Annotated in this window: 22 protein-coding genes; 4 read left to right on the forward strand and 18 right to left on the reverse strand. The window is 38.3% G+C overall.

Annotated elements, in window-relative coordinates:
• The 7 genes from ACYVM0_RS23435 to pxpB all read right to left on the reverse strand — a co-directional run bounded on the left by ACYVM0_RS23435 (position 1) and on the right by pxpB (position 9,002).
• Positions 1–2,892 (reverse strand): sensor histidine kinase, encoded by a 2,892-nt coding sequence (locus ACYVM0_RS23435; protein WP_460561237.1) that lies wholly within the window; start codon positions 2,890–2,892, stop codon positions 1–3.
• Between the two features lie 246 nt (positions 2,893–3,138).
• Complete coding sequence (locus ACYVM0_RS23440) at positions 3,139–4,236, reverse strand: carboxypeptidase-like regulatory domain-containing protein (RefSeq protein WP_460561239.1); 1,098 nt, start codon at positions 4,234–4,236, stop codon at positions 3,139–3,141.
• Between the two features lie 97 nt (positions 4,237–4,333).
• Entirely contained in the window at positions 4,334–5,311 is a 978-nt protein-coding gene (locus tag ACYVM0_RS23445; RefSeq protein ID WP_460561241.1) for a Rossmann-fold NAD(P)-binding domain-containing protein, read from the reverse strand.
• Positions 5,312–5,332: 21 nt separating this feature from the next.
• Positions 5,333–6,514, reverse strand: coding sequence for an NRAMP family divalent metal transporter (locus ACYVM0_RS23450; protein ID WP_460561243.1), 1,182 nt, complete (start codon positions 6,512–6,514; stop codon positions 5,333–5,335).
• The gene (locus tag ACYVM0_RS23455; RefSeq protein WP_460561245.1) at positions 6,504–7,217 is read right to left on the reverse strand and encodes a 5-oxoprolinase subunit PxpA; all 714 of its coding nucleotides are present in this window, start codon (positions 7,215–7,217) and stop codon (positions 6,504–6,506) included. The genes ACYVM0_RS23450 and ACYVM0_RS23455 overlap by 11 nt, the downstream gene beginning before the upstream one ends.
• Positions 7,214–8,197, reverse strand: a complete 984-nt coding sequence (locus tag ACYVM0_RS23460; RefSeq protein WP_460561247.1) for a 5-oxoprolinase subunit C family protein — start codon at positions 8,195–8,197, stop codon at positions 7,214–7,216. The genes ACYVM0_RS23455 and ACYVM0_RS23460 overlap by 4 nt, the downstream gene beginning before the upstream one ends.
• Positions 8,187–9,002: a 5-oxoprolinase subunit B family protein gene (pxpB, locus tag ACYVM0_RS23465; RefSeq protein WP_460561248.1), complete on the reverse strand. Its 816-nt coding sequence runs from the start codon at positions 9,000–9,002 to the stop codon at positions 8,187–8,189. Before pxpB ends, ACYVM0_RS23460 begins: the two co-directional genes overlap by 11 nt.
• On the opposite strand from pxpB, the gene ACYVM0_RS23470 reads away from it, so the two are divergent.
• Positions 8,928–10,019 (forward strand): DUF2891 domain-containing protein, encoded by a 1,092-nt coding sequence (locus ACYVM0_RS23470; RefSeq protein WP_460561250.1) that lies wholly within the window; start codon positions 8,928–8,930, stop codon positions 10,017–10,019. The genes pxpB and ACYVM0_RS23470 overlap by 75 nt on opposite strands.
• On the opposite strand, the gene ACYVM0_RS23475 is transcribed toward ACYVM0_RS23470, so the two are convergent.
• The 6 genes from ACYVM0_RS23475 to pheS all read right to left on the reverse strand — a co-directional run bounded on the left by ACYVM0_RS23475 (position 10,010) and on the right by pheS (position 16,928).
• Complete coding sequence (locus tag ACYVM0_RS23475) at positions 10,010–10,852, reverse strand: 3-hydroxyacyl-CoA dehydrogenase NAD-binding domain-containing protein (RefSeq protein WP_460561252.1); 843 nt, start codon at positions 10,850–10,852, stop codon at positions 10,010–10,012. The genes ACYVM0_RS23470 and ACYVM0_RS23475 overlap by 10 nt on opposite strands.
• Before the next feature lie 103 nt (positions 10,853–10,955).
• Positions 10,956–11,675 carry an OmpA family protein gene (locus tag ACYVM0_RS23480; protein ID WP_460561254.1) on the reverse strand — a complete coding sequence of 240 codons (720 nt, stop codon included), beginning with the start codon at positions 11,673–11,675 and terminating at the stop codon, positions 10,956–10,958.
• Positions 11,676–11,702: 27 nt separating this feature from the next.
• Positions 11,703–12,203: a hypothetical protein gene (locus ACYVM0_RS23485; RefSeq protein ID WP_460561256.1), complete on the reverse strand. Its 501-nt coding sequence runs from the start codon at positions 12,201–12,203 to the stop codon at positions 11,703–11,705.
• A 221-nt stretch (positions 12,204–12,424) separates the two neighbouring features.
• The gene (locus tag ACYVM0_RS23490; RefSeq protein ID WP_460561258.1) at positions 12,425–14,074 is read right to left on the reverse strand and encodes a hypothetical protein; all 1,650 of its coding nucleotides are present in this window, start codon (positions 14,072–14,074) and stop codon (positions 12,425–12,427) included.
• A gap of 49 nt (positions 14,075–14,123) precedes the next feature.
• Positions 14,124–15,863, reverse strand: a complete 1,740-nt coding sequence (locus ACYVM0_RS23495; RefSeq protein WP_460561260.1) for a hypothetical protein — start codon at positions 15,861–15,863, stop codon at positions 14,124–14,126.
• A gap of 39 nt (positions 15,864–15,902) precedes the next feature.
• Positions 15,903–16,928 carry a phenylalanine--tRNA ligase subunit alpha gene (pheS, locus tag ACYVM0_RS23500; protein WP_460561262.1) on the reverse strand — a complete coding sequence of 342 codons (1,026 nt, stop codon included), beginning with the start codon at positions 16,926–16,928 and terminating at the stop codon, positions 15,903–15,905.
• 246 nt (positions 16,929–17,174) lie between these two features.
• On the opposite strand from pheS, the gene ACYVM0_RS23505 reads away from it, so the two are divergent.
• Both ACYVM0_RS23505 and ACYVM0_RS23510 read left to right on the forward strand, forming a co-directional pair.
• Positions 17,175–18,026, forward strand: a complete 852-nt coding sequence (locus ACYVM0_RS23505) for a polysaccharide deacetylase family protein (protein WP_460561264.1) — start codon at positions 17,175–17,177, stop codon at positions 18,024–18,026.
• A 133-nt stretch (positions 18,027–18,159) separates the two neighbouring features.
• Positions 18,160–18,927, forward strand: coding sequence for a Bax inhibitor-1/YccA family protein (locus ACYVM0_RS23510; protein WP_460561266.1), 768 nt, complete (start codon positions 18,160–18,162; stop codon positions 18,925–18,927).
• Between the two features lie 53 nt (positions 18,928–18,980).
• Here ACYVM0_RS23510 and ACYVM0_RS23515 read toward each other — a convergent pair whose 3' ends face one another.
• The 5 genes from ACYVM0_RS23515 to ACYVM0_RS23535 form a co-directional block, all read right to left on the reverse strand.
• Positions 18,981–19,379, reverse strand: coding sequence for an arsenate reductase ArsC (locus ACYVM0_RS23515; RefSeq protein WP_460561268.1), 399 nt, complete (start codon positions 19,377–19,379; stop codon positions 18,981–18,983).
• A gap of 55 nt (positions 19,380–19,434) precedes the next feature.
• Positions 19,435–19,926: a GNAT family N-acetyltransferase gene (locus ACYVM0_RS23520; RefSeq protein WP_460561270.1), complete on the reverse strand. Its 492-nt coding sequence runs from the start codon at positions 19,924–19,926 to the stop codon at positions 19,435–19,437.
• A gap of 96 nt (positions 19,927–20,022) precedes the next feature.
• The gene (locus ACYVM0_RS23525) at positions 20,023–20,880 is read right to left on the reverse strand and encodes an arsenite methyltransferase (RefSeq protein ID WP_460561272.1); all 858 of its coding nucleotides are present in this window, start codon (positions 20,878–20,880) and stop codon (positions 20,023–20,025) included.
• A gap of 216 nt (positions 20,881–21,096) precedes the next feature.
• Positions 21,097–21,432 carry an ArsR/SmtB family transcription factor gene (locus ACYVM0_RS23530; RefSeq protein ID WP_460561274.1) on the reverse strand — a complete coding sequence of 112 codons (336 nt, stop codon included), beginning with the start codon at positions 21,430–21,432 and terminating at the stop codon, positions 21,097–21,099.
• Positions 21,433–21,623: 191 nt separating this feature from the next.
• Complete coding sequence (locus ACYVM0_RS23535) at positions 21,624–22,412, reverse strand: AIM24 family protein (RefSeq protein ID WP_460561276.1); 789 nt, start codon at positions 22,410–22,412, stop codon at positions 21,624–21,626.
• 201 nt (positions 22,413–22,613) lie between these two features.
• On the opposite strand from ACYVM0_RS23535, the gene ACYVM0_RS23540 reads away from it, so the two are divergent.
• Positions 22,614–23,384, forward strand: coding sequence for an SDR family NAD(P)-dependent oxidoreductase (locus tag ACYVM0_RS23540; protein ID WP_460561278.1), 771 nt, complete (start codon positions 22,614–22,616; stop codon positions 23,382–23,384).
• Position 23,385: the final 1 nt, after the last annotated feature.

Genomic DNA, 23,385 nt, shown 5'->3' on the forward strand with positions numbered 1-23,385 from the left:
TTATATGGGTATATTTATTTCTACTACGGTACCTGCTGCCGTATTGTCGTCATTTAGTAAGTCTGTTACGGTTGCCACAATTTTGTTTTCATTAACTGAATTCAGTAGCTCTATACGTTTACTGGTTAAACTCATTCCTTTGCTCTGGTATTCTATGTGCTGTTTGCTTTTAAACGCTGCTGCTTTATCTCTGCCTATTCCGTTATCTTTAATGGTGCAATGCAACCTGTTTTCTTTCACACAAAAGTCAATGATTACTTTTCCTGCTCCATCTGTTTTATATCTTATACCATGACGGAGGCTGTTTTCCACGTAAGGTTGTAACAATAATGCAGGCATATGTATATAATCGGCCTTAACATTGTTATTTATGGTAATGCTATAGTTGAAAGTGTCTCCAAAACGCATACGTTCCATGTTGAGGTATTTTTTTAAATAGGAAGCTTCTTCGGAAACCGTTATTGATTTTTGAGAAGAGATATCCAGTGTTTGCCTGATAAGTGCAGCAAAACCCGTAAGGTATTGATTGGCTTTTTCTTTTTCGTTTGTGAGAATATATTGTTGTATTGAATTAAGGCAATTGAAAATAAAATGTGGATTCATCTGCGACTGTAAAGCCTGCTGCTCCAGCAGCGCTAACTGCTTTTGGTAGTTATTTTTTTCCTCCAGCCTTTGCCGTGTCTTTTTATTTCGCTTATTAAACATCCAGCTGATCCCGGATATTGTCAAGACTGCTATTACAATGTAAAACCAACCTGTTTTCCAAAAAGGGGCTGCAATAGAAAAATCAATCAGAAGGGTATTGCTTTTTACGCCATATTTATTTACAGCATACAATTCCAATTTATAATCACCGGCGGGTAAAGATTTATAATCCAGGTTATTTTGTGTCGTTGTTTTCCAATCATTGTCAAGCCCCGTAAGTTTATAGTGGTACATAATTTCTCCGCCGGACCTGAAAGAAATTCCTGCGTACTCAAAATGTATATTATTGTTATTGTAAGATAAATGAATAGTAGTATCCATTTTATACTCTTTGCCGGAAACGGTGATCCCCAATAGCTTCAAATTGCACATCGAAAAATCAGAGATACTATTTTCATTAAAATAGGTTAGCCCTGCGGGGGAACCAACCCATACTATGCTATCCCTAATATAAAGCGCATTAATGGTATTAGATGGTAATCCGTCGGAGGTACTGTATTTAGTGATCTGGTACTTTCCATCTTGGAGGTTGATTTTATTAATGCCCTTATCTGTACCTACCCATAATGTTTTGTCTTTTATAAAAAGGGTTTTGCAGATATTGCTGCTTAAGCCCGTGCTATCATTAATTGCATTTATGATTGTATTATTTTTTAAAGCAACAATTCCATTATCGCTTGTTGATATCCATAATGTGTTATCGTCTGTTGCTTTAATATCAGTTATCCTGCGTGTGAGGGCATGGTGTAAATTTCCGAGGTAATTATAGGTTTTGTTTTCGTTTACTTCATAAAGCCCCTTTAATGTACCGATATAGTATTTATGATTAAGGTAAAATACTTTGGTACATCTTTCTCTCCAGATGGTATCAGTGATCTGCAGATCACTCAGTCTCATTTTAAAGGTGTAAAAAGAAGTACCTACAAGAATGTTGTTATCATCAATTTTGTCTATTGATTTTACAGGAAATACATAATTAAAAAATGATTTATCATTTTCTAATTTAACCAAAAATTTATCAAAGCCCAGTATGGTTAAGGATTTAGAAATTTTTATCATTGAATACAATCGGTTACTTCCCGTAGAAGTACCTGAGTATTGCTCATTCAGGTTGTAATTAATATGTTTAATTGCAAAATCACTGTTTATAAATTCAGCTTCACTTGCATCCCTTCCTGCCAAAACGCCTTTGTTAAATTCTACAATACTAAAAACTTCGTTAGAGTTTGTTTTACTATCCAATGAAAAAACAAATGACTTTATCGAATGAGACAAAAGCTTATATACCCCATCTCCAAGTGAACTAAACCAAAGATTTTTTTCTTTGTCTTCAACTACACAACTTATCTTTTCCCCAGGCAAATAATGCTTATCCGGTATTAAAGCAACAGTATCAATACTCCAGGCGCCGTCGGTAGTACCTAAATACTGTAAAAAACCATTTTTAGATGAGTTCGAAATATGTGCACCATGAAAATAAAAGCCTTTTTTAATTACAAATTTATCGTATTCAATTCCGGCAAAAAATGAATCTGGTCTAATCTTTATATTTTTATTCTTATACTTATTGATAGGACCAACAGGTAAAAAAATCCAATTATAGTTTTTTTCATCAAATTTGAATACACCAAAATTCTCACTAAGAAGATAGAATTTTCCAGTTTCAACAGTAATCCTGGCTCCGTAGATATTTTCTTTTGTAAACAATTTATCAAAACTGTAATTAATAATACTGTCACCAGGAGTAATTATTTTTAAAGAGGACCGGGCTGTAGCCATAGCTATAAATCCATTATTATCTTCGCCAATGGTATATAAACTTCCATCCAAATCTATTTTTCTTATCAGGCTATCATTTTCCTTATTGTGTATTTTACCTTGATAGTAGAAACATAATTCTTTGCTGAATGTGGCAATCCATACCCTTCCTTTGCCATCTGCAAAAACCTTCAGCACTTCATTATCAGGCAAGCCGTCTTTTACTGTAAAATTTTTAAAATGTGTGCCATCGTACCTGCTGAGGCCGTTTTCTGTGGCAAACCACATAAAACCCTCTTTATCCTGGCACATGCTGTAAACGGTAGAACCTGCAAGACCTTCTTTGGTATCATAGTGCACATAATTAAAGTCCTGGCACTTAAGTAAGAACGGAGTAAAATAAGCAAGAAGTAAGAATAAAAATTTCAACAAAAATCTATTATAAGTATGAATGTAATTAAAAAACCCCGATTTTATTAATCAGGGTAATTTAATAGTGTACGGATTTATTGTTCAAGCTGTATTCTCATATAGGTACTGAAATACCCGGATTCCTGGTGCACCAATAATAACACAAGTTTGACCCTGGTATTTAAAGACAAAGAATCAACAAAATTGTTGATTCTTTACAGATAACTTTGTAAGTGCGTCATTTTAGCCAATAACTGCGCAAATTCAGGGGGTTTTGAAATCATATGGCAGCATATCTGCCATCTTTTTCCAGCTGAGATACTGGTTTATGGTGATGTCAGTTTGATCGTAATAATACCCGTTTTGTTCTATAATGATCGATTCGGCAGGTACAAAAGCCAACACGGTAAGCTGAAATTTTGCCGGTTCATCGGGATTAGCATCAGTATAAGCCTGTTCCGGTTTTTCATTTTTATACAACACAGCTACATTATTCTGATTCGGCAGTACTTCAACTGTTTGCGTACTATCTTCTTTATGATAATTCATCGCATTGTATACGTTTGGCAATACCACCGCACTCTCCTTATCAATTGTTTTTACCAAAAACTGAATCTCAAAACCTTCTTCCTTTAGCTGCCTGTTATAAAGGCTACGCATAAAATGCAATATAGAGCCCTTATAGGTTTTCAACCTGTTGGCTGCCCATATATTTTGCCTGGCGGTATCGGCAGATTGCATTTCTTCAAACAAGGGATAGCCGGTGTACAATGTAACCTGGGTATTGTATTCATAGGTAAAAGAATCAATGGTGTACCTGATGTTATACCCTAATGCCTCATTGGCAATTTCAATAGGAGCCGTTGCCGTAACTTTAAGCCGGTTTCTCTTTTTAGAAAAGAAGAAATGAATGTCGTCTTTATTTTTTATAGTGCAGGATTTACTGTTTTCTGTTTTGCCAATAAAATTCTCCAGGAAAAAATCGCCGTACTTTGTCCAGCCATCTTTTACTTCATTGCTGGAAGTGATGACCACATCTTCCAGGGCCTTTTCTTTCAGCTTTAGTTCTATCACCAGGTTTTTATCATTAGCATCAGCAGTGCTGATTCTTTTGCTTTCTGTCTGATAACCGGTAAAAGTTATTACCAGGTCGTAACCTCCGTTGGGTAAACCGATCTTAAAATTTCCTTCTCCGTCGGTTACTGCTCCCTGTGTTGTGTTTTGCGCAAATACTGAAGCGCCCTGCATGGGTACTTTTGTAACTGCATCAACAACTTTTCCTGAAATATAAAAGCTGGCAGATTGCGCAAAACAGGTAATGCCTGAACAAGTAATTGCTATAAGTAAAAGGAATTTTTTCATGTGATTTGGTTTGCCAGGAATTACGCTCATAAACACAAATGAAAATAATTGAAATAATCAGTAGTGTAAACCGTACTGGTGTTGTTACAAAAATAAGCTACTCTTTGTTAAGCTTTTGGAAAAATAGTGCACAGGTATCATTGATCGTATCTTCAATTTTCCGGTATTTAAAATCAGGTAAATATTTTTTAAGCTTGCTGTTATCAAAATTTACTTTTGCCATAGCTGTTTTTGCAGTTTCCTTTGTGATCAGCGGATCTTTTTTTGTGAATTTACTTTTTATTGCCTCCAAACGCCATACGAATGCAGCAATTAACGGCGTTACTTTTTTATGCGGTGCCTTTTTACCAAATGCATTTGCAATCAGGTTAAACAGCTCCTGAAAACTTTTATTTTCGGCACTTATAATAAATCGTTGTGCTGTAATATCACTTTCCATTAATTGCAGCATTGCTTCTACCACATCCCTTACATCTACAAATCCTGTTGTGCCTTCGGCGTACCATGGAAATTCATTGTATACGTTTTTAAATAACTGCGAACTGCCCCCATCCCAATCGCCTGCGCCGAGAATGACAACCGGGTTTACCATTACTGCATTTAATCCTTCTCCAATACCACGCCAAACTTCCATTTCGGCCAAATATTTACTCTGCCCGTAATTACTATTGCTGGTTTCTTCCGTCCAGTTCATCGTTTCATTAATGATCTCGTCTTCTCTTATTCTGCCCAATGCAGCCACACTACTTACATACACCATTTTTTTTACCCCGGCTTCCAAAGCTGCATTTACAACATTGGCTGTTCCCTCGATGTTTACTTTAAACATCTCCATTTTTCTTTTTGGATTAAAAGTAACAATCGCAGCACAATGATATACCTGTTCAATGCCCTGCATTGCTTCTTCCAGGCCCACCACATCCAGAATATTGCATTGCCATTGTTCAATATTTGCAGAACGAAAATCAGCAAGCGGTGTTTTATTATAGATGGCTCTTACCTGCCTTCCCTGCGCCAGTAATTGTGTGATCAATTCCTTACCTAATAAACCTGCACCGCCTGTTACCAATACCATAAAATTATTTTTACAAAGATATTAAATGAATAAGCCACTTATTGCTTTTATGCCCATATAAGTCATGGCTATAACAACCACCCAGCCCGCTGCTGCCAACCAGTACGGGTGTTTATAATTACCGGTGATTGTTTTTTTGTAGGCCGCAGCCAAAATAATACTTAGTGCAAAAGGTAATATTAAACCATTAATTGCGCCAGCCATTACCAGCACTTTTACAGGCTGGCCTACTATTAAAAAAATAATGGTGGAGCAAACAATAAAGGCAATTATAATTTCCCTGAATTTTTTTGTTATAACCGGGTGCAACAATTTAGCAAATGTTACCGAAGTAAATGCCGAACCCACTACAGAAGTAATGGCGGCACACCATAAAACCAACCCAAAAATTTTGTACCCTGCCTGGCCGGCTGCACTTTGAAAAACCGTTGCTGCAGGATTTTGTGTACTCAATATGATGCCCTGCCACACAATACCTAATGCTGCTACAAATAACAGTATCCTCATCAATGAAGCAATAAGAATTGCTGATACGGCGCTTTTGGAAACCGCTTTACAATTTTCCTGGCCGCTAACACCAGCTTCCAGCAAACGATGTGCGCCTGCAAAACTGATATAACCACCTACTGTACCCCCAACAATAGTGAGAATAATAGTTTCATTTATTGTATCCGGAACAAAAGTTTTTATTATTGCTTCTGCCATGGGCGGATGCGATTGAAATGCCACCCACAGGGTTAAGCCAATCATGATAAAGCCTAATAGCTTTGCAAAAAGATCAATTGCTTTTCCGGCTTCTTTAAAAATAAAAACCAATACAGCAATTACGCAACTGGTGATAGCGCCTGTTTGCACACTGCAGCCTGTTAATACCTGTAAACCAAGCCCGGCGCCGGCAATATTGCCAATGTTAAAAGCAATGCCGCCTAAAATAATGAGCAGGGATAAAACATAACCTGCGCCGGGAAAAACTTTATTGGCAATATCCTGTGCGTATAATTTACTGATGCTGATAATGCGCCAGATATTTAATTGTGCGCCAATATCCATCAATACCGAAATAAGGATCACAAAACCAAAACTTGCTTTTAGCTCCGCTGTAAATTTGGTGGTTTGCGTAATAAAGCCCGGACCAATGGCTGAGGTTGCCATTAAAAAAGCTGCGCCCAGCAAAGGCCCCGAAAGAAAGGATTTATTTTTCATTAAGTTTCTGATGAATGGCTTTTGCAAACTCAACAGCGTGTGCACCATCACCATGAATGCAGATGGTGCCAGCTTTTACAAAAATTTCTTCGCCTGTTACAGCCTGCACTTTATGTTGATGTACCAATTGTAATACCTGTTGTACCACTGCTGCTTTATCCTGCAGTAAAGCATTGGATAGATGCCGTGGTGTAAGTGAGCCGTCACTTTGATAGGTTCTGTCGGCAAAAACCTCTGCTGCAGTTTGCAAACCCAATTTGCCAGCTTCGTCAACCATCACAGAGCCTGATAAACCGTAAAAGACCAATGATGCATCAAAATCTTTTACTGCCTGTGCAATGGTTTTTGCCAATGCAACATGTTTAGCCGCCATATTGTATAAAGCGCCATGAGGTTTTACATGATGTAATTTTGCTCCGCATTTCTTCGCCACATTATTTATGGCCATTAATTGTTCCGAAATAATGGTATAAATTTTTTCGTTTGGCAATTGCATTGGTGTTCTTCCAAAATTTTCCCTGTCGGGGAAAGATGGATGAGCACCAATATGAACATGGTGCTGTAAACAAAGTGTAATTACTTTATGCATGGTTGCCACATCACCGGCATGATAACCGCAGGCAATATTGGCAGAATTGATATAAGGCATCAGTGCAGCTTCGTTACCGATACCTTCTCCCATATCGCAATTAATATCGATCAATGTGTTAAATATTTTTCGAGACAAAGTTGGCAACCATTTTTAATTTCCCTTAATAATTGTTGCATTGAAATTAAAGCATCTTCTGCTTCTTTTAAACTAATGATGGTAAAACTAATTTTGCTATTGGAGTTTAATTGGGCAAGTTTTGGCAGGTCTGCTTTTATTACGGATGCAATACGGGGATAGCCACCGGTGGTTTGATGATCGGCCATTAAAATAATGCAATTGCCATCGGGTAATAATTGAATTACTCCTGTATCAACAGCAGAAGATACCAGTGCTGTAGTTTGTTGTGGCATCAGTGCATTACCTGACAGGCGCAGCCCCATCCTATCGCTTTGATTACTGATAGTGAAACTGTTCTTCTCAAAATCTTCTTTTGCTGCTTCATTCAGCCAATCGTATTCTACGCCTTTAATACAACGGATATTATTTTGAGGCTGATAGACCTCCTCCAGCTGATATGCTGAAATACCGAAGGGTAAAATTTTGCTGGCTTCAAAAGAAAAATGATTCTGCAGAAAATTAATGACATCATTTTTTTGTACCGCTCTTCCTGAATAACCACCTGCGGCAAGTTTTAAATGTGTGCTGTAACTGTTTAACCATTGCTGTGCCTGCCAGCCGCCATAAACTGCCATATATAATTTTGCTCCTGATACAGGTTGTTTAAAATGCAGAACCGATTCTTTTTTAATGAAAATAGTTGTCCAGGCTGGTATTGCCATGCCATTTAAGGTTGCTGTAAAACCGGCACCCGCCAGGCTGATCACTGCATTCTGCTGAAATAATATTTCGGGTGCAGGAAAACAGATCTCTATTACCGCCTTTGTTTCATCATTGCCACATAAATAATTTGCTGCCTGCATGGCAAACATATCCATGGCACCGCCTGTACCGATACCAATGCTGCGATGGCCGGCTCGTCCGGCATCCTGCAATGTAGTGAACACACCCGGCCTGATGATTTTAATACTCATTTAATTTTTCAAAATCTGCTTTACTGATGGAAACAAACTGCACTTTATCACCCGCTTTTAATAAACAAGGATCTTTTTTTTGTGTATCGAAAATTTTTATTGGCGTTTGCCCGATGAGTTGCCAGCCACCCGGTGATTGCAAAGGATAAATACCCGTTTGAAAACCTGCAATGCCCACGCTGCCGGCTTTTACATTGGTACGTGGAGTGGCAAGGCGTGGTGTGAAAATTCGTTCATCTACCTTGCCCATATAGGCAAAGCCTGGTAAAAAACCGATCATATACACACGGTAACTAATTGCAGTGTGTATGCTGATCACGTCATCAACAGAAAGCTGATGTTGGGTTGCAATATATTCAAGATCTTCTCCATTATAATAAACGGGCATGGTTATAGTTTCCAACTCATTGACAGTATCAATAGTTGTTTCATGGATCAATTGCATTGTAAAATTTTTCACCCATTCAAAAGCCGTTGTTGCTGCAGGATTATTTTTTTTAACCATTGCTGCATTATAAAAAACAGCCAGCGAACAATAGGCAGGTACCGTTTCAATAAAGCCTATAAAATTATTTTTACTGAATTCCTGGTGTAAGGCAATTATCTTTTGGTTGATGCCTTCATCAATGACATTTTCAAAGTTAACCAGCAAGGCGGTTTCATTTAATGGCGCTATGAAATATTGTGGTGAAATAATAAGTGCTATTTTTAATAACCAAAAATAGATACAATGACGGGTAAAAAAATATTCTTTCTTGTTTTTAGTTGCATCATGTTTTGTTTTAGTAAAGCGCAGGACAAGCATTACGAGAAAATAAACGGGCAGATAGTGCTTACTGCAACCGGTGCGTCGCATTTTGCAAAACTGCCCTTGCGTTGTGCCGAAAAAGAATTCCCTTACAAAACCGGTATTACGTTCAGTGATTCTTCATTGACAGGATCGCCGAAAAATTACCACCCTGCATTTTTTGGTTGCTTCGACTGGCACAGCAGTGTGCATGGCCACTGGATGCTGGTACGGATATTAAAGTTGTACCCTGGTATTGCAGAAGCTGCACCCATCCGCCAACTGTTTAATAAACATTTTACAGCAGAAAATATACAGCAGGAATTGCGGGTGTTTAAAAGTAAAGACAATAAAAGTTTTGAACGTACTTATGGCTGGGCATGGCTGCTGCAATTGCAGGATGAATTATTAAGCTGGAATGATACTGATGCCAAAAATTGGGCTGCGGCTTTACAACCATTAGCCAGTGAGCTTTCTGCATTAACCTGTACTTACCTGGAAAAACTGATTTACCCCATAAGAGTGGGTGAGCATAGTAACCTTGCTTTCGGATTAAGCATGATGTATGATTATGCAATACATCAGCGTGATACAGCATTATCAAACGCTATTAAAAAAACTGCCTTACGTTTTTATGCAGCAGATAAAAATTGCCCGTTTAGCTGGGAACCCAATGGTAATGATTTTTTAAGTCCCTGCCTTGAAGAAGCAGACCTGATGCGGAAGGTGTTACCCAAACAACAATTTACTACCTGGCTTAAAAAATTTATGCCGCAGTTGTTTGATAAAAATTTTACTATTACTCCGGGTAAAGTAAATGACAGGACGGATGGAAAGCTGGTACACCTTGACGGATTGAATTTAAGCAGGGCCTGGTGCTTAAAGGGCATTGCAGCAAGTGTCAACAATCAACACCTGCTGGATGTTGCCAACGAACATGTAGAAGCTGCGTTACCACAAGTAGCCACCGGTAATTATGAAGGAGAACACTGGCTGGCTTCTTTTGCGGTATATGCATTAACCAATCAATACTGATAAAAACCCTTGCCCGTTTTTTTACCCAGTTCTCCTTTGGCCACTTTATCTACTTGTATGGGAGATGGCGCAAAGCGTGCTGCTTTATCAAATGCCTGGTAAATACTTTGTGATACGGCAAGATTGATATCCATGCCGATAAGATCCATCAATTTAAAAGGGCCCATTTTAAAACCCGTGGCTTCCATAATTGCATCTATATTTTCAAAAGAAGCATCGCCCCGCTCTGCAATTTTCATAGCTTCCAGGTAATAATGCCTTGCCACACGGTTTACTATAAAACCTGGTGCGTCTTTACACAGCACCGGCACTTTATTCATTTGTTTACACAGATCATAAATAGTTTGTGCTGCAGCATTAGCTGTTTGATTGCCTTTTACTACTTCCACCAGTTTCATTAATGGCGCAGGATTAAAAAAGTGCATGCCTGCCACTCTCTGAGGATGTATTATTTTAGCTTGTATGTCGCTTACAGAGAGTGACGATGTGTTAGTGGCAAAAATCACTTCGCTGTGATTAACCTTTGCCAATTGATTAAAGATGGCCACTTTGGCTTCTATCTTTTCTACAATAGCTTCTATCACTACATCTGCAACACAATCATTAGTATCGTTTACAAAACGGATACGGCTATAGACCGTTTCTTTTTCTGCTGCGGTAATTTTTTGTTTGCCCACCAGGTATTGCAGGTTTTTCTCAATGGCAACCTTTGCTTTTTCCAATACTGCTGCATTAATATCAAACAGCAAGGTGTAACAACCGCTTTGTGCAGCTACCTGTGCAATGCCGCTACCCATTGTACCGGCGCCAATTACGCAAATCGTTTTTATCATGTACAACTATTGAGGTATAAAGATATTATTTCTATGCTTACTTAAAATAAAAATGCCTTATTGCTGTGCCAGCAATAAGGCAGTAAAAATTTATGTACCCGGCTTAGTTTTTAGTTGCTTCTGTTTTAGCGTCTGCCTTCATTTTTTCATTCGCTGTAATACCAAATTCCACACGCCTGTTTTCGGCACGGTTAGCATCAGTGGTATTATCAACTTTGGGTTGAGATTCTCCATACCATTTGATGGTTAATCTTGATGCTGCAATGCCATTTGCCTTCAAATAATTACCCACTGCATCTGCTCTTTTTTGAGATAAAGTAAGGTTATAGTTTTCGGTACCTTTATCGTCAGTATGGCCTTCTACCAAAATATTTGTTTCGGGATATTCATTAAAAATTTTAACGAGTTTATCCAATGCCAGTTTTGAATTAGCAGTTATTGTGGCCTGGTTAAAATCGAAGTAAACACCCATTTTAGATCCATCGGGGTTTTTATCGGGGAAAGTTACTACAATACCTTCGCCCACTCTTTCTACTTCGGCACCCGGGATTTCTGTTTTAATTTTCTCGGCCTGGCGATCCATTTTATTACCAATGATACCACCGGCAACACCACCAATAACACCGCCAATTACTGCACCTAAAACTGTGTTACCTTTTTTACCCACATTATTGCCAATAATGCCACCAATAACGGCACCTCCGGCTGTACCGATAGCTGCTCCCCGTTGTGTTTTGTTGGTCTTCTGTACTGTTTTACATCCGCTTGCCAGTAATGCAATAACTGCTACTGATAAGATTGTTTTTCCAAAAATTGTCTTCATAATATATTAGTTTGATCGATTGAGTATTTATTTTTTTACAAAATTATAAATGATGGCTGCAGGCCTTCCTTCAAATGTAATTTCAGATCGCAGTTTCATTTGTGCAGCATCCAGTTGTGCAATTTTTAACCTGAAACCGGCATTATCATCCATCGGATTTTTTTTATCATCCAGTCTTTTAAATTGAAATTCTTTGGGCAGGTCTTTAGGTTCATATACCGACCAGCGGATAAATCTTTTAATAGCAGGACATTCTTTTTTTGTATCCACTATTGTGTAACTGCCTGTGCTGTTATTGGCAAGAAAATTCCATTCGCTGCCGATAAAGCAACCAAAATCTGCTTCATTAAAAATCCTGGTTTTGGCAACTCCTGTAATGCCTTCCGTTGTAATGGTTTGTAATACCCAATTGCCATTGATATTCTTTTTAATGCCCCGTGCTTCATTTGATACGGAGCATGAGCCCAACACAGCTGTAATTGCTATACACAGTGCTAATAAATTTTTACTAAGCGTTTTTTTGTACATACGATTGATTTTTTGATATACCTTTTCAATGGCAGCTTTTCAATTATAATGCCAAAGGTGATGCAGCTATAAATTTTTTGAAGAAAAATGCCTGTTGCGGAGGGTTATAATATACTTACTGCAAAAGATATAGCAGATAGTAAGACGCAAAAAAAGAGAAAAGAGTTGTTTGAGGAAGATTTAATTCCAATGTCCCGAATAAAAGCGGAAATAATAACAACCTATTTTTTAAAGCTTATTTTCGCTAAAGCGATTTTTGATTTACCAACGAATCTTTCCTGGTTACCTATCAAATAAAAGTCTTCATCCAGCATTTTACCCATCCTCGGCATGGCAGTAGGTATATCTTTATCACTATTATTGAATACCTGAGACCTCGTACAATTTCCTGTATTAGGGTCCAGGATTATAGTATAACAAATAGAATTTTTATATTTATCGATTGTTTTAGGCAACTGACCGTATTGAGTTATACCGGCATTATTACTATCATCATTAAAAACAATACAGATCATATTTTTATATTTCATTATTCCAAACCCTGCGTAAAATGGCCAATTAAAATAATCTTCATATAAATAAGTATAGTTTGTAACAAGATAGTTTGCTCCATCGTATGAAACTGATTTTGTGGGTATAGTTTCATGTTGAGTTTTCGGAATTATGTTCAACCATTGTACATTTCCAATCTCATCGATTTTGTACATAAAGATGTTATTGCAATCGTATGTTGAATAACTTCCTTTATCTGAGAAAAGACCGCCAAAGTTTAATTGAGAACTTATACTTTGTTCTGCAAGCACAATAATGCTCTTATCAGGCATCAAAATAGGGTCCTTAAATTTTACATGTAAAGTAAATAATTTAACGTCTGGCGTGTTATCCTTTTTAGCCGCAATCATTTTTGCCGTAAATTCTTTCTGATTATTACTGATAGTTTCTCCGGTTTGTGGATCAATAACCTGAGCAAGTATTCCATCAATCTTTCTGTTTACTTTACCAGTATAAAAACCTGTCAATATTATTTTTTTTGAGGTTGAAAAAGTAATTATTGCGTTAACGAGCCATTTTCCATCTGTCCCTGTTAGTAATTGCTTTATTGGCTTCCCGTTTGTACTATATAGCTGAAGCAAATAATCATAATGAGGGCCGTAACGAACAAACCTTTTATCAGATTCATCCAGTTCATATTTTCTACCAAGAACAGTAATATTTCCATTATCAGTAACAATTACATCCTCCAGCCTAAAAGATCCGGAAGCAAATTCATTATTAAATAAAATCGCTTTACCTGACATTTTCATGCTATTATCTATCTGCACAATCTTATAATTAATTTTGTCTTTTGCGAAAACTGTTCCTACAATAAGCATTCTTGTGCTATCAAAATTATATTTTATCTTAAAGGAAATTTCGTCTTTTTTTTCCTCTTTTACGTTATCTGTTAACATAACCCATTCTCCTATTTGTTGTCCGCTTTTTATATCCAATTCAGTTCCATATAAAGTGAGTTTTTTTTCATTCTTATTATAATCGGAAGCTAGCAAAAAGACTTTTCCTCCCAGAAAAAAAATCCGTTCAAATTCTTTACCGTTTAATTCTTTATTAAAATCAGTAGAGAAAACCATCTTGAGATTTTTATCAAACTTTAATAAACTTGCAGATTCTCTTACCGGATTATTTAAACTAAGCCGATTAAAAACTAAATGGGACTCTTTAACATAAATAGCAGAATTGTCAGTATAAATTACTTCAAAATCTGTACTGTTATCTTTCATCTTAAATTCCTCTCCCCATGTAACGTTTGTTGTTTGACATAAGATTATTGAAGAATATAAAAACAAAAAAGTGATAATGACTATTCTTTTCATAATGTTATTTTTTCAGATAGTTTTGTACAGTAAAATTTGTAGGTTGTAATTATTTTATACTCAATCTCGCAATAGCAATTTTTGTTTTTCCTAACATTCTGTCTTCTTTACCAATCATGTACAGGTCTTTACCCAAAACAGAACTGAGCCTTGGCATTGCGGTAGGCACATCTTTATTATTGAACAAAGAGGCTCTGGTATATTTTCCTGTGACAGGGTTTAAGCTGATGGCAAAGCAATCTGATTTTCCGAAGTAGCTTATCTTTTTCACTTTTTGTCCAAGCTGCAATACCTTGTCATTTTTTTTATTGTCGTTGAAAATAATGTTCAGCGAATTATTAGCGGGTAAAACACCATAGCCTGCGTAAAAAGGCCAGTTAAAGCCACCCCTGAAAAAGTTAAAGCTCATGCTGAAGCCATTTGCAGGTCCGCTGCCCGAACTGGTTTGAATTACCTCACGTTGTTGTTTAGGTACAATATTTAACCAGCCAATATTTCCTGCTGCGTCAATCTTGCTCATCATAATATCACCACATTCGTATACCTGGTAAGTGGTGCTGGTGGTTCTGCCCATTGAAAGGCCGGTACCACCAGAAGTTGAATAGCTTGTGGTAGTGTAAGAGTAACTGTTGTATTTTTCTGCCAGTATCACCAGGCCATTATCGGCAGTGTAAATAAAATTACGGAAGCGCATATATTTTGAAAACCCATCTTCATCATTCTGAATTTTTTCCAGCTTTTCTCTTTCTTTTCTTTCTTTCCTGCTTTCATCATCATCGTCATCGCCATTATCATCTTCTACAGTAGTGATCATAGAGGTATTGATATCCTTCTGGCTGGTGGTGATGATTTCTCCTGTAACAGCATTGATGCGTTGTACCAGCATACCATTAATTTCACGCCCCCTTTTTTCATCGCTGTAAAATGCTGCCAGTACCAATTCCTTTACGGGTAATTGCATCACTTTGGTACTTACCAGCCATTTGGCATTAATAGCAGTATTAATTTCTTTTACCTGTTTACCCTGGTTATCATATATCCTGATTACGTAATTTTTAAAATCCAGGTATTTTGCTTTTTTCTTTTTCCCTTCCTGGTATTCGTATTCCCTGCCCACCATTACCACATTGCCATTGCCGGTGTACACCACATCTTCCAGTACAAAAGTTTTGGAGTCAAATTCGTTACTGATAGCAATGGGTTTATCTACCGCTTTCATTTTATCATCAAACTGCCGCACTTCGTAATTATTTTTTTCCCTGCCCTCTACTGTGCTTACCAAAACCATTTTAGTGCTGTCTGAATTATACGTGGCTTTAAAACTGATGTCTTCACTCTTTTCCTCTTTCTGCCAGCTGGTTACTTCGGTAAACTCTCCCGCTAATTCTCCCGAGGCTTTATTGATCTCTGCTGCAAAAAGGGTAAGCGTTTTATCTTTTCTGCTGTAATCCGTTGCCAATAAAAATAATTTATCTTTCAAAAAGAAAAAGCTTTCATACTCTTTGCCCTTTAATTCCTTGTTGAAATTATTACTGTATTCTTCCTTCAGGTCTTTGTCTAATTTAGTAAGCGTGGCAGACTCTCTTAAATTTGCCGCAATAACAAAATAACTTTTTAATGCAAAGTGCGATTCCTTTACATAAACGCCGGTGTTATCCGTATGTATTACTTCCAGGTCGGTGCTGCCTTTTTTAAGTTTAAATTCTTCGCCCCAGGTAACGTTTGCCGATTGGGCAAAACTTATCGACACCAGCATTGTAAACAATGCTGTAACAAAAAAAGGCTTCATGTGCTGATTTTTATTTTTGGAATATGGTTTACCTGAAATTTACACCGCACTTGTAAATTGTTTCAAAAAGCGCAGGTCGTTTTCGCTGAACAGGCGCAGGTCTTTTATCTGGTATTTCAACATTGTAATTCTTTCGATACCCATACCAAATGCAAAGCCGGTATATTTATTACTGTCGATACCGCAATTATCCAACACATTAGGATGCACCATACCGCAACCTAAAATTTCCACCCAGCCGGTATGTTTACAAACATTGCAACCGCTGCCACCACAGATCAGGCAACTGATATCCATTTCGGCACTGGGCTCGGTAAATGGAAAATAGCTGGGGCGAAAACGCACTTTCACGGTGGCGCCAAACATTTCCTGTACAAAAAAGTAGAGCGTTTGTTTAAGATCGGCGAATGAAACATTTTCTGCAATGTATAACCCTTCTACCTGGTGAAAAAAACAATGCGCCCTTGCGCTGATGGTCTCATTTCTATATACTCTTCCGGGGCAAATAATTCTTATGGGTAATTTTCCTTTTTGCATTTCACGTACCTGTACACTTGAGGTATGTGTACGTAACAACCAATCAGGGTTTTGAGAAATATAAAATGTATCCTGCATGTCACGTGCCGGGTGATTTTCCGGTAAATTCAGTGCCGAGAAATTATGAAAATCATCTTCAATCTCAGGCCCTTCTGCCACTGCAAACCCAAGGCGTTGAAAGATAGCAATGATCCTGTTCTTTACTAAACTGATGGGATGGCGGCTGCCGAGCGGAAGATTATCTCCCGGAAGCGTCAGGTCGATTTCAGATTTCGGATTTCCGGTTTCGGATTTAGAAGCGGCTTCATTAAGTTCGTTGTATCTAGCTTCTGTAAAAAGTTTGAATTCATTTAATAATTGCCCGGCTTCTTTTTTATTTTCTGCCGCTATATTTTTCATTTCGCCCATGATGGTTTTTACCAATCCCTTGGTGCCAAGGTATTTGATACGAAATGTTTCTGCATCACCGCCATTCCAGGCTGCAATTTCTTCCTTTAGTGCTGTTATCTGTTTTACCAACTGTTCCATGCCGCAAATATACAAAGTTTAGGGTGTAGAGTTACGGGTTACAGTTTACAAGCTACGAGTTAGAAAAGTTAGGTATTAATTGATCGTGTGCGGACAAGTGAAGCAGCAAGCAAAACAACGATCCATTAACCCCGTACGTAACCCACAACTTCTGACTTTTTGTATTATTTAACAGCCTCCCATTTGGAAATAGCCCTGCCGCACTAATATCTTCACTAAACAATTAAATTTATAACCAAAACCATTATGGACCCTGACTCTGAGGTTGAGCAAGCCACCTCACAAATTTTAAGAACTACATTTATTACTGTTGTTTTTTCTGCCTGCCATTATTACAAAACCGAAACAACAGCCTCTGTATCTAACATTCAATTTTCTTTACCCGATTCTACCAGTAAAACAGCCACCCCGCCTTTACCAAAGAAGAAAAAGAAAACCATCTACCTCACTTTTGATGATGGCCCCAACAGGGGTACCAAAAAAATGATGCACATTGTAGAAGAGGAAGCAGTGCCGGTTACTTTATTTATTGTGGGCCAGCATGTGTATGGCAGCAGGGAACAAACCGCTACTTTCGACAGCCTCGTGGCCAGTAAATATTTTGAAATTGCCAACCACAGTTTTACGCACGCTTTTCAAAATAAATTTGCTAAATTTTATACGATACCCGATAGTGCTGTAAAAGATTTTATACGTTGTGCCGATAGTTTGCATTTAACTGCAAATATCATTCGTACCCCGGGAAGAAATATCTGGCGTACAGCCAATATCACCAGCACTGATATTAAGACCAGCATATCCACAGCAGACAGTTTGTACAAAGACGGTTTTACAGAAGTGGGCTGGGACCTGGAATGGCATTTTAACGACAGTCTTAAGCTAAAAAATACCAGCGACGAAATGGTAGTACAGATAGATAGCATGTTTGCCCATAACAAAACCAAAACACCGGGCCATTTGGTATTACTGGCTCATGACCAGGTGTACGAAGATATTGCAGACTCTACTGAATTACACCAGTTTATCAGGAAACTGAAAGCAACCGACGAATATAATTTTGAACAGGTGAGCAGGTACCCGGGGTTAAAGCGGGAGTAATGAATGAAACGTGAGTGGTGAGACGTGAGTGCGGGCACCCTGCATACCAGGGAGTACTAACGAGTGACGATTCACCACTCACGTTTGACATTTGACGGGAATTGCTTAATTTTAATATCTAAATTTTATAACTATGGCTTTATTTAAATCCGGCAATCCGGCCTTATCCGAAAAAAGATTCAGGGATACAGTGCTGGATGATGTGATAACACACGAAAACGCAATGACCGTAAAAGGCACTTTGCAAAAATTTGGTTTTTTAATGTTGATGGTTTTAGGCACTTCTTTTTATTCCTGGAAAGAATTTGCAGAAAGAGGCAATGTAATGCCACTGGTACTGATTGGCGGCTTTGGAGGCCTTGCAGTAGCTATTGTAATGATATTTAAAAAAGAATGGAGTGCATACCTGGCCCCGGCTTATGCTTTACTGGAAGGTTTATTTGTAGGTGCTATATCTGCCTCTTACAGTGAAGCTTTTGCAGTAAAAGCTCCCAATATTGTAATTAATGCTGTTGGCTTAACATTAGGTACTGCGGTTGCCATGTACCTGTTGTATAGTTTCAGAATTATTAAGGCCACCGAAAAATTTAAATCGGTAATTATTACAGCCACTGCAGGTATTGCTATTTTTTACCTTATTGTTTGGGTAATGCGCATGTTTGGTTTTGACAATTTTACTTTTTTACATGAAGGCAGTATGATGGGCATTGGCTTTTCATTATTTGTAGTGGCTATTGCTGCACTCAATCTTATTTTAGATTTTGATATGATTGAGAACGGAGCGGCATTGGGTGCACCCAAATACATGGAATGGTATGGCGCATTTGGTTTGCTGGTTACCATTGTTTGGTTATACCTGGAAATCTTAAGGTTGCTGAGTAAATTAAACAGCAGGAATTAATAGTACTGATAAGAGATTAAAAAAATGTCCCGAAAGTTTTCGGGACATTTTTTTTAATCCAGATTTTTAATCAATGCTTCTACTTTACCTTTTATAAAATCTCTTACTTCATTAAATGCTGCCGGCTCCATGTGTTTGGGATCGGGTATTTGCCAGTCGATAAATTGTTTGGCGGGCATCCATGGGCAGGCATCGCCGCATCCCATGGTTACAACGGCATCAAAAGGTGCAAATGCTTTTACTTCATCTAAACTTTTACTGTCGTGTGTACTTAAGTCATAGCCCAGCTCCTTCATGGCAGCAATGGCTTTGGGATTTACAATGCCGCTGGGTTTACTGCCGGCGCTGTAGGCTTCCACATTTTCGCCACCAATAATTTTTGCAAAGGCCTGGCTCATTTGAGAGCGGTTGCTGTTTTCGATGCAAACGAAAAGTAATTTCTTTTTCTTCATATTTTTTTGGTCCCGATAATTTTACCGGGTAAGCCACTCTTATGGGGTGACCACCCTATATTCCGGTAATTGTACTTCTTCTTTCTAATAGTAAAGTATCCCGCCAGCTATTTCCCATCTTCCCTATCTTTTCTCTACGGCCAATAATTCTGAACCCGCAGTCTTCATGAATTTTTATGCTGCTTTCGTTTTCGGGAAAGATACCAGCCTGTAAGGTCCAGAAATTATTTTTTTCACTTTGCTCAATTAATGCTGTCAATAATTTTTTACCCATACCATTTCCTCTTGCGGCCGCAGCTACATACACACTCACTTCTGCCACGCCTGCATATACACAACGCCCACTCACTGCCGTTAGCGCCGCCCATCCAAGCACTTCATTATTTTCAACGGCCACTAATCTTGAATTTTTTACATGACTGGTATCCCATTCTTCCCATTCCGGTGCTGTTGCTTGAAAAGTGGCATTGCCGGTAGCAATACCTTCTTCATAGATTTTTTTTACCGAAGGCCAGTGTTCCGGCAACATAGTTTTTATTTCCATCATTGTAAATTTAAACAGGGTGGTCAACTTTTAAAAAGTTGATAATCCTAAAAATAATTGGGGTGAGCCACCCTATAGAGGTGACCCACCCCAATTATTTTAACAGCAGCCGCTTCCCGGTTCGCAACAATTTCTTGCATCTTTTGCAGGTTTTTCTGCATATACTGTAATGCTGGTAATTTTTGTGGTACCGTTTTTATAGGTTGCAATTTCTTCTGCAGTTAAATAACTGGCTAAAATATCATCGGGTATAATGATCGCTTTATCTTTTTGTAATGTGATATTTTTAAATCCTGCCTGCTCAATAATTTCCAGGTACACTTGTTTTTGAATAGCACCAGAAACGCAGCCTGCATATAGCTCTGCTACTTCTTTCCACTTTGCAGGTAGTTCTCCTTCCAATACAATATCGCTGATGGAAAAATGGCCGCCGGGTTTCAGAACCCTGAAAATTTCGCTGATCACTTTGTATTTGTTGGGTACTAAATTCAACACGCAGTTACTTACAATTACATCCGCATAATTACTGGTTACGGGCATATCATCAATATCACCCAAACGGAATTCCACATTATTCAATCCTAATTTTTCTGCATTGGCCCTTGCTTTTTTTACCATGGCTTCAGTAAAATCAACACCCAGCACTTTTCCTTTGTCGCCTGTAAAACGGCGTGCAATAAAAGCATCATTACCGGCACCGCTGCCTAAATCAATTACGGTATCGCCTTCCTTTATTTTTGCAAATTCAGTAGGCAATCCGCAACCTAATCCCAGGTCTGCATCAGGATTATAGCCTTCCAGTTTGGTGTAATCATCTGCCATAATATTGTATACTTCATCCCCACAGCAGGAAGATGTTGCACCACAACAGGAAGTGGCATTCTGACTTTGGCTTTGCTCTGCAATAGCGGCATATTTTTCTTTTACCAGTTCTTTCATTTCAAGTTCGTTGTTCATGACTATATTATTTAGAGCCCCATCGATACTTTATCAGATGAGGAGGTTAAAAATAATTTTATACTTGTTGTATTGTTCAACTTTAGTTCTTCTTTATGTTATTTAATTGCGGTTTTAATTTAAGCGCCCTGTTTTTTACCGGGTGAGCCACTCTTTAAGGAGTGACCCACCCTACGCTAATCTTCTCCGTTTACTCCTTTAGGCGATAGGGCGCTTTTAACAGCAGGCTTTTTCATTCTGCACTTTCAGTTTATTAAATAAAAAACTGAATTCACCCATAAATTTTTCAAAGGCTTTCCAGTTGATGCAATAGCAACTGCGTGGGCCATCTACACTACCATCAATCAAGCCCGCTTTCTTTAATTCTTTCAAATGCTGACTTACAGTGCTTTGTGCCAATGGCAACACTTCCACTATTTCGCCACAGATACATTCATTGCGTTGTGCCAGCATTTTTAATATGGCAATACGTGCAGGATGGGCTATGGCCCTGGCAAATTCTGCCAGGTCCTGTTCTTTTTGTGTAAATGCTTCTTTTTTATGAATTGCCATTAATCGTGTTTTTACGATAAATAAGTGAATAAAAAAAGACGATCCGTTCGTCTGCAATAAATCATATCGCAAATATACGATAAAAGAAATTTACCAAGCAAATTTATTTTATAAAAAAGCCAGGCGTGGTGGCCTGGCAGTTAACAAAGAAGTCAACTTTTAAAAATTGACTTCTTTAAAATACGTATACATTATTCTCTTCCGTCTAATAAATTACCCAAACCTCCCAAAATACTTCCTTCTTCTTTACGATGGTAAGTGTATTGCTGCAACCTGCCAGCCAGGCGGCTGATGGGTAAACTCTGCAACCACACTTTACCGGGGCCGGTTAGTTTGGCAAAGAACAATCCTTCGCCTCCAAACATCCAGTTTTTAATACCTCTCACCATTTCGATATCAAAATCAACTGTAGGTGTATAGGCTACAATGCAACCGGTATCTACTTTTAATATTTCGCCGGGTTGCAGGTCTTTTTCAATGATGTATCCGCCTGCATGTGCAAATGCAAATCCATCGCCTTCCAGTTTTTCCATAATAAACCCTTCGCCACCAAAAATACCGGTACCCAATCTTCTCTGGAATTCAATGCCAATGCTCACGCCTTTTGCGGCACATAAAAAAGCATCTTTTTGTGCAATTACTTTGCCACCCAGTTTTGCCAGGTCAAATACAATTATTTTCCCGGTGTAAGGTGCGGCAAAACTTACTCTCTTTTTTCCCTGTGCGGTATTGGTAAATGCTGTCATAAACAAACTTTCACCCACCAGTAATCTTTTACCTGCACTGAATAATTTTCCCAGCAGGCTGTTATCCTGTTGCTGGCTGCCATCACCAAAAAGTGTTTGCATTTCAATGCCATTATCCATCATCATAAAGGCACCGCTTTCTGCAATAGCGGTTTCGTTAGGGTCCAATTCAATTTCTACAAACTGGAGTTCTTCTCCGTAAATTTTGTAATCAATTTCGTGTGCTGTTGCCATGGTTATATTTTTCTGTAAATATAATTCTATTGCAAATTATTTATGGCAAAAAGAATGATAAAGGGTTACCAGCTTTTTTAAAAATACGTCCTGGCAGAAGGGCTAACTAAGGTTGACAACCCCACCTGGCGTTAACGCTTGCTTTACTAAAAAAACAAAATACCTGTTGCATCTTTGCCGAACTTCACTAAAAAAAATACGATGGGGAAATTCTCAGGAAAAACAGTTTTAATTACCGGCAGCGGCCGTGGTATTGGCCGTGCCATTGCAGTAAAGTTTGGCCAGGAAGGTGCCAACGTAGTAGTAAATGATTTACGTGATGATGATAACGCAAAAGAGACCATTAACCAGGTACTGGCAACAGGAGCCAAAGCGGTTTTTATACAAGCGGATATCAGTAAGGTAGAAAATGTACAGGCTTTACTGACACAAGCTGTGCAGGCATTCGGGCAACTGGATATTTTAATTAATAACGCCGGCGTGGAAATTCATGCCGCTTTTTGGGAGGTGACCGAACAGCAATACGATATTGTGATGGGCGTAAATGTAAAAGGCATGTTTTTTTTAACGCAGGCTTTTGTACAATATCTAAAAACCAATAACCGGCCCGGTGTAATTGTAAACAACAGCAGTGTGCATGAAGAAATTCCTTTCCCGAATTTTACTGCTTACTGTGCCAGCAAAGGTGCCATGCAAATGATCATGCGTAACCTTGCGGTAGAGCTGGCACCTTTGAATATCCGCATCAATAATGTGGCACCGGGCGCTATACGTACACCTATCAATGCCGATCTTTTAAGTAAACCTGAATTATTAGGGCCTTTACAAAATAATATTTCACTGCATCGCCTGGGCGAACCGGAAGATGTGGCGAATGTAATGGCCTTTTTAGCAAGTGACGAGGCCAAATATGTTACGGGCAGCACTTATTATGTTGACGGCGGCTTGGCCTATCATTACACAGAGCAATAAA

The sequence above is a fragment of the Ferruginibacter profundus genome, from assembly GCF_054783275.1.

Coding starts and splice junctions, on each gene's coding strand:
- ACYVM0_RS23525 (WP_460561272.1), bottom strand. CDS start 20,880: ATGAACAACGAACTTGAAATGAAAGAACTGGTAAAAGAAAAATATGCC.
- ACYVM0_RS23515 (WP_460561268.1), bottom strand. CDS start 19,379: ATGAAGAAAAAGAAATTACTTTTCGTTTGCATCGAAAACAGCAACCGC.
- ACYVM0_RS23505 (WP_460561264.1), top strand. CDS start 17,175: ATGGACCCTGACTCTGAGGTTGAGCAAGCCACCTCACAAATTTTAAGA.
- ACYVM0_RS23440 (WP_460561239.1), bottom strand. CDS start 4,236: ATGAAAAAATTCCTTTTACTTATAGCAATTACTTGTTCAGGCATTACC.
- ACYVM0_RS23495 (WP_460561260.1), bottom strand. CDS start 15,863: ATGAAGCCTTTTTTTGTTACAGCATTGTTTACAATGCTGGTGTCGATA.
- ACYVM0_RS23530 (WP_460561274.1), bottom strand. CDS start 21,432: ATGGCAATTCATAAAAAAGAAGCATTTACACAAAAAGAACAGGACCTG.
- ACYVM0_RS23520 (WP_460561270.1), bottom strand. CDS start 19,926: ATGATGGAAATAAAAACTATGTTGCCGGAACACTGGCCTTCGGTAAAA.
- ACYVM0_RS23445 (WP_460561241.1), bottom strand. CDS start 5,311: ATGGTATTGGTAACAGGCGGTGCAGGTTTATTAGGTAAGGAATTGATC.
- ACYVM0_RS23475 (WP_460561252.1), bottom strand. CDS start 10,852: ATGATAAAAACGATTTGCGTAATTGGCGCCGGTACAATGGGTAGCGGC.
- pxpB (WP_460561248.1), bottom strand. CDS start 9,002: ATGCTTGTCCTGCGCTTTACTAAAACAAAACATGATGCAACTAAAAAC.
- ACYVM0_RS23480 (WP_460561254.1), bottom strand. CDS start 11,675: ATGAAGACAATTTTTGGAAAAACAATCTTATCAGTAGCAGTTATTGCA.
- ACYVM0_RS23450 (WP_460561243.1), bottom strand. CDS start 6,514: ATGAAAAATAAATCCTTTCTTTCGGGGCCTTTGCTGGGCGCAGCTTTT.
- pheS (WP_460561262.1), bottom strand. CDS start 16,928: ATGGAACAGTTGGTAAAACAGATAACAGCACTAAAGGAAGAAATTGCA.
- ACYVM0_RS23485 (WP_460561256.1), bottom strand. CDS start 12,203: ATGTACAAAAAAACGCTTAGTAAAAATTTATTAGCACTGTGTATAGCA.
- ACYVM0_RS23460 (WP_460561247.1), bottom strand. CDS start 8,197: ATGAGTATTAAAATCATCAGGCCGGGTGTGTTCACTACATTGCAGGAT.
- ACYVM0_RS23510 (WP_460561266.1), top strand. CDS start 18,160: ATGGCTTTATTTAAATCCGGCAATCCGGCCTTATCCGAAAAAAGATTC.
- ACYVM0_RS23535 (WP_460561276.1), bottom strand. CDS start 22,412: ATGGCAACAGCACACGAAATTGATTACAAAATTTACGGAGAAGAACTC.
- ACYVM0_RS23470 (WP_460561250.1), top strand. CDS start 8,928: ATGACGGGTAAAAAAATATTCTTTCTTGTTTTTAGTTGCATCATGTTT.
- ACYVM0_RS23490 (WP_460561258.1), bottom strand. CDS start 14,074: ATGAAAAGAATAGTCATTATCACTTTTTTGTTTTTATATTCTTCAATA.
- ACYVM0_RS23540 (WP_460561278.1), top strand. CDS start 22,614: ATGGGGAAATTCTCAGGAAAAACAGTTTTAATTACCGGCAGCGGCCGT.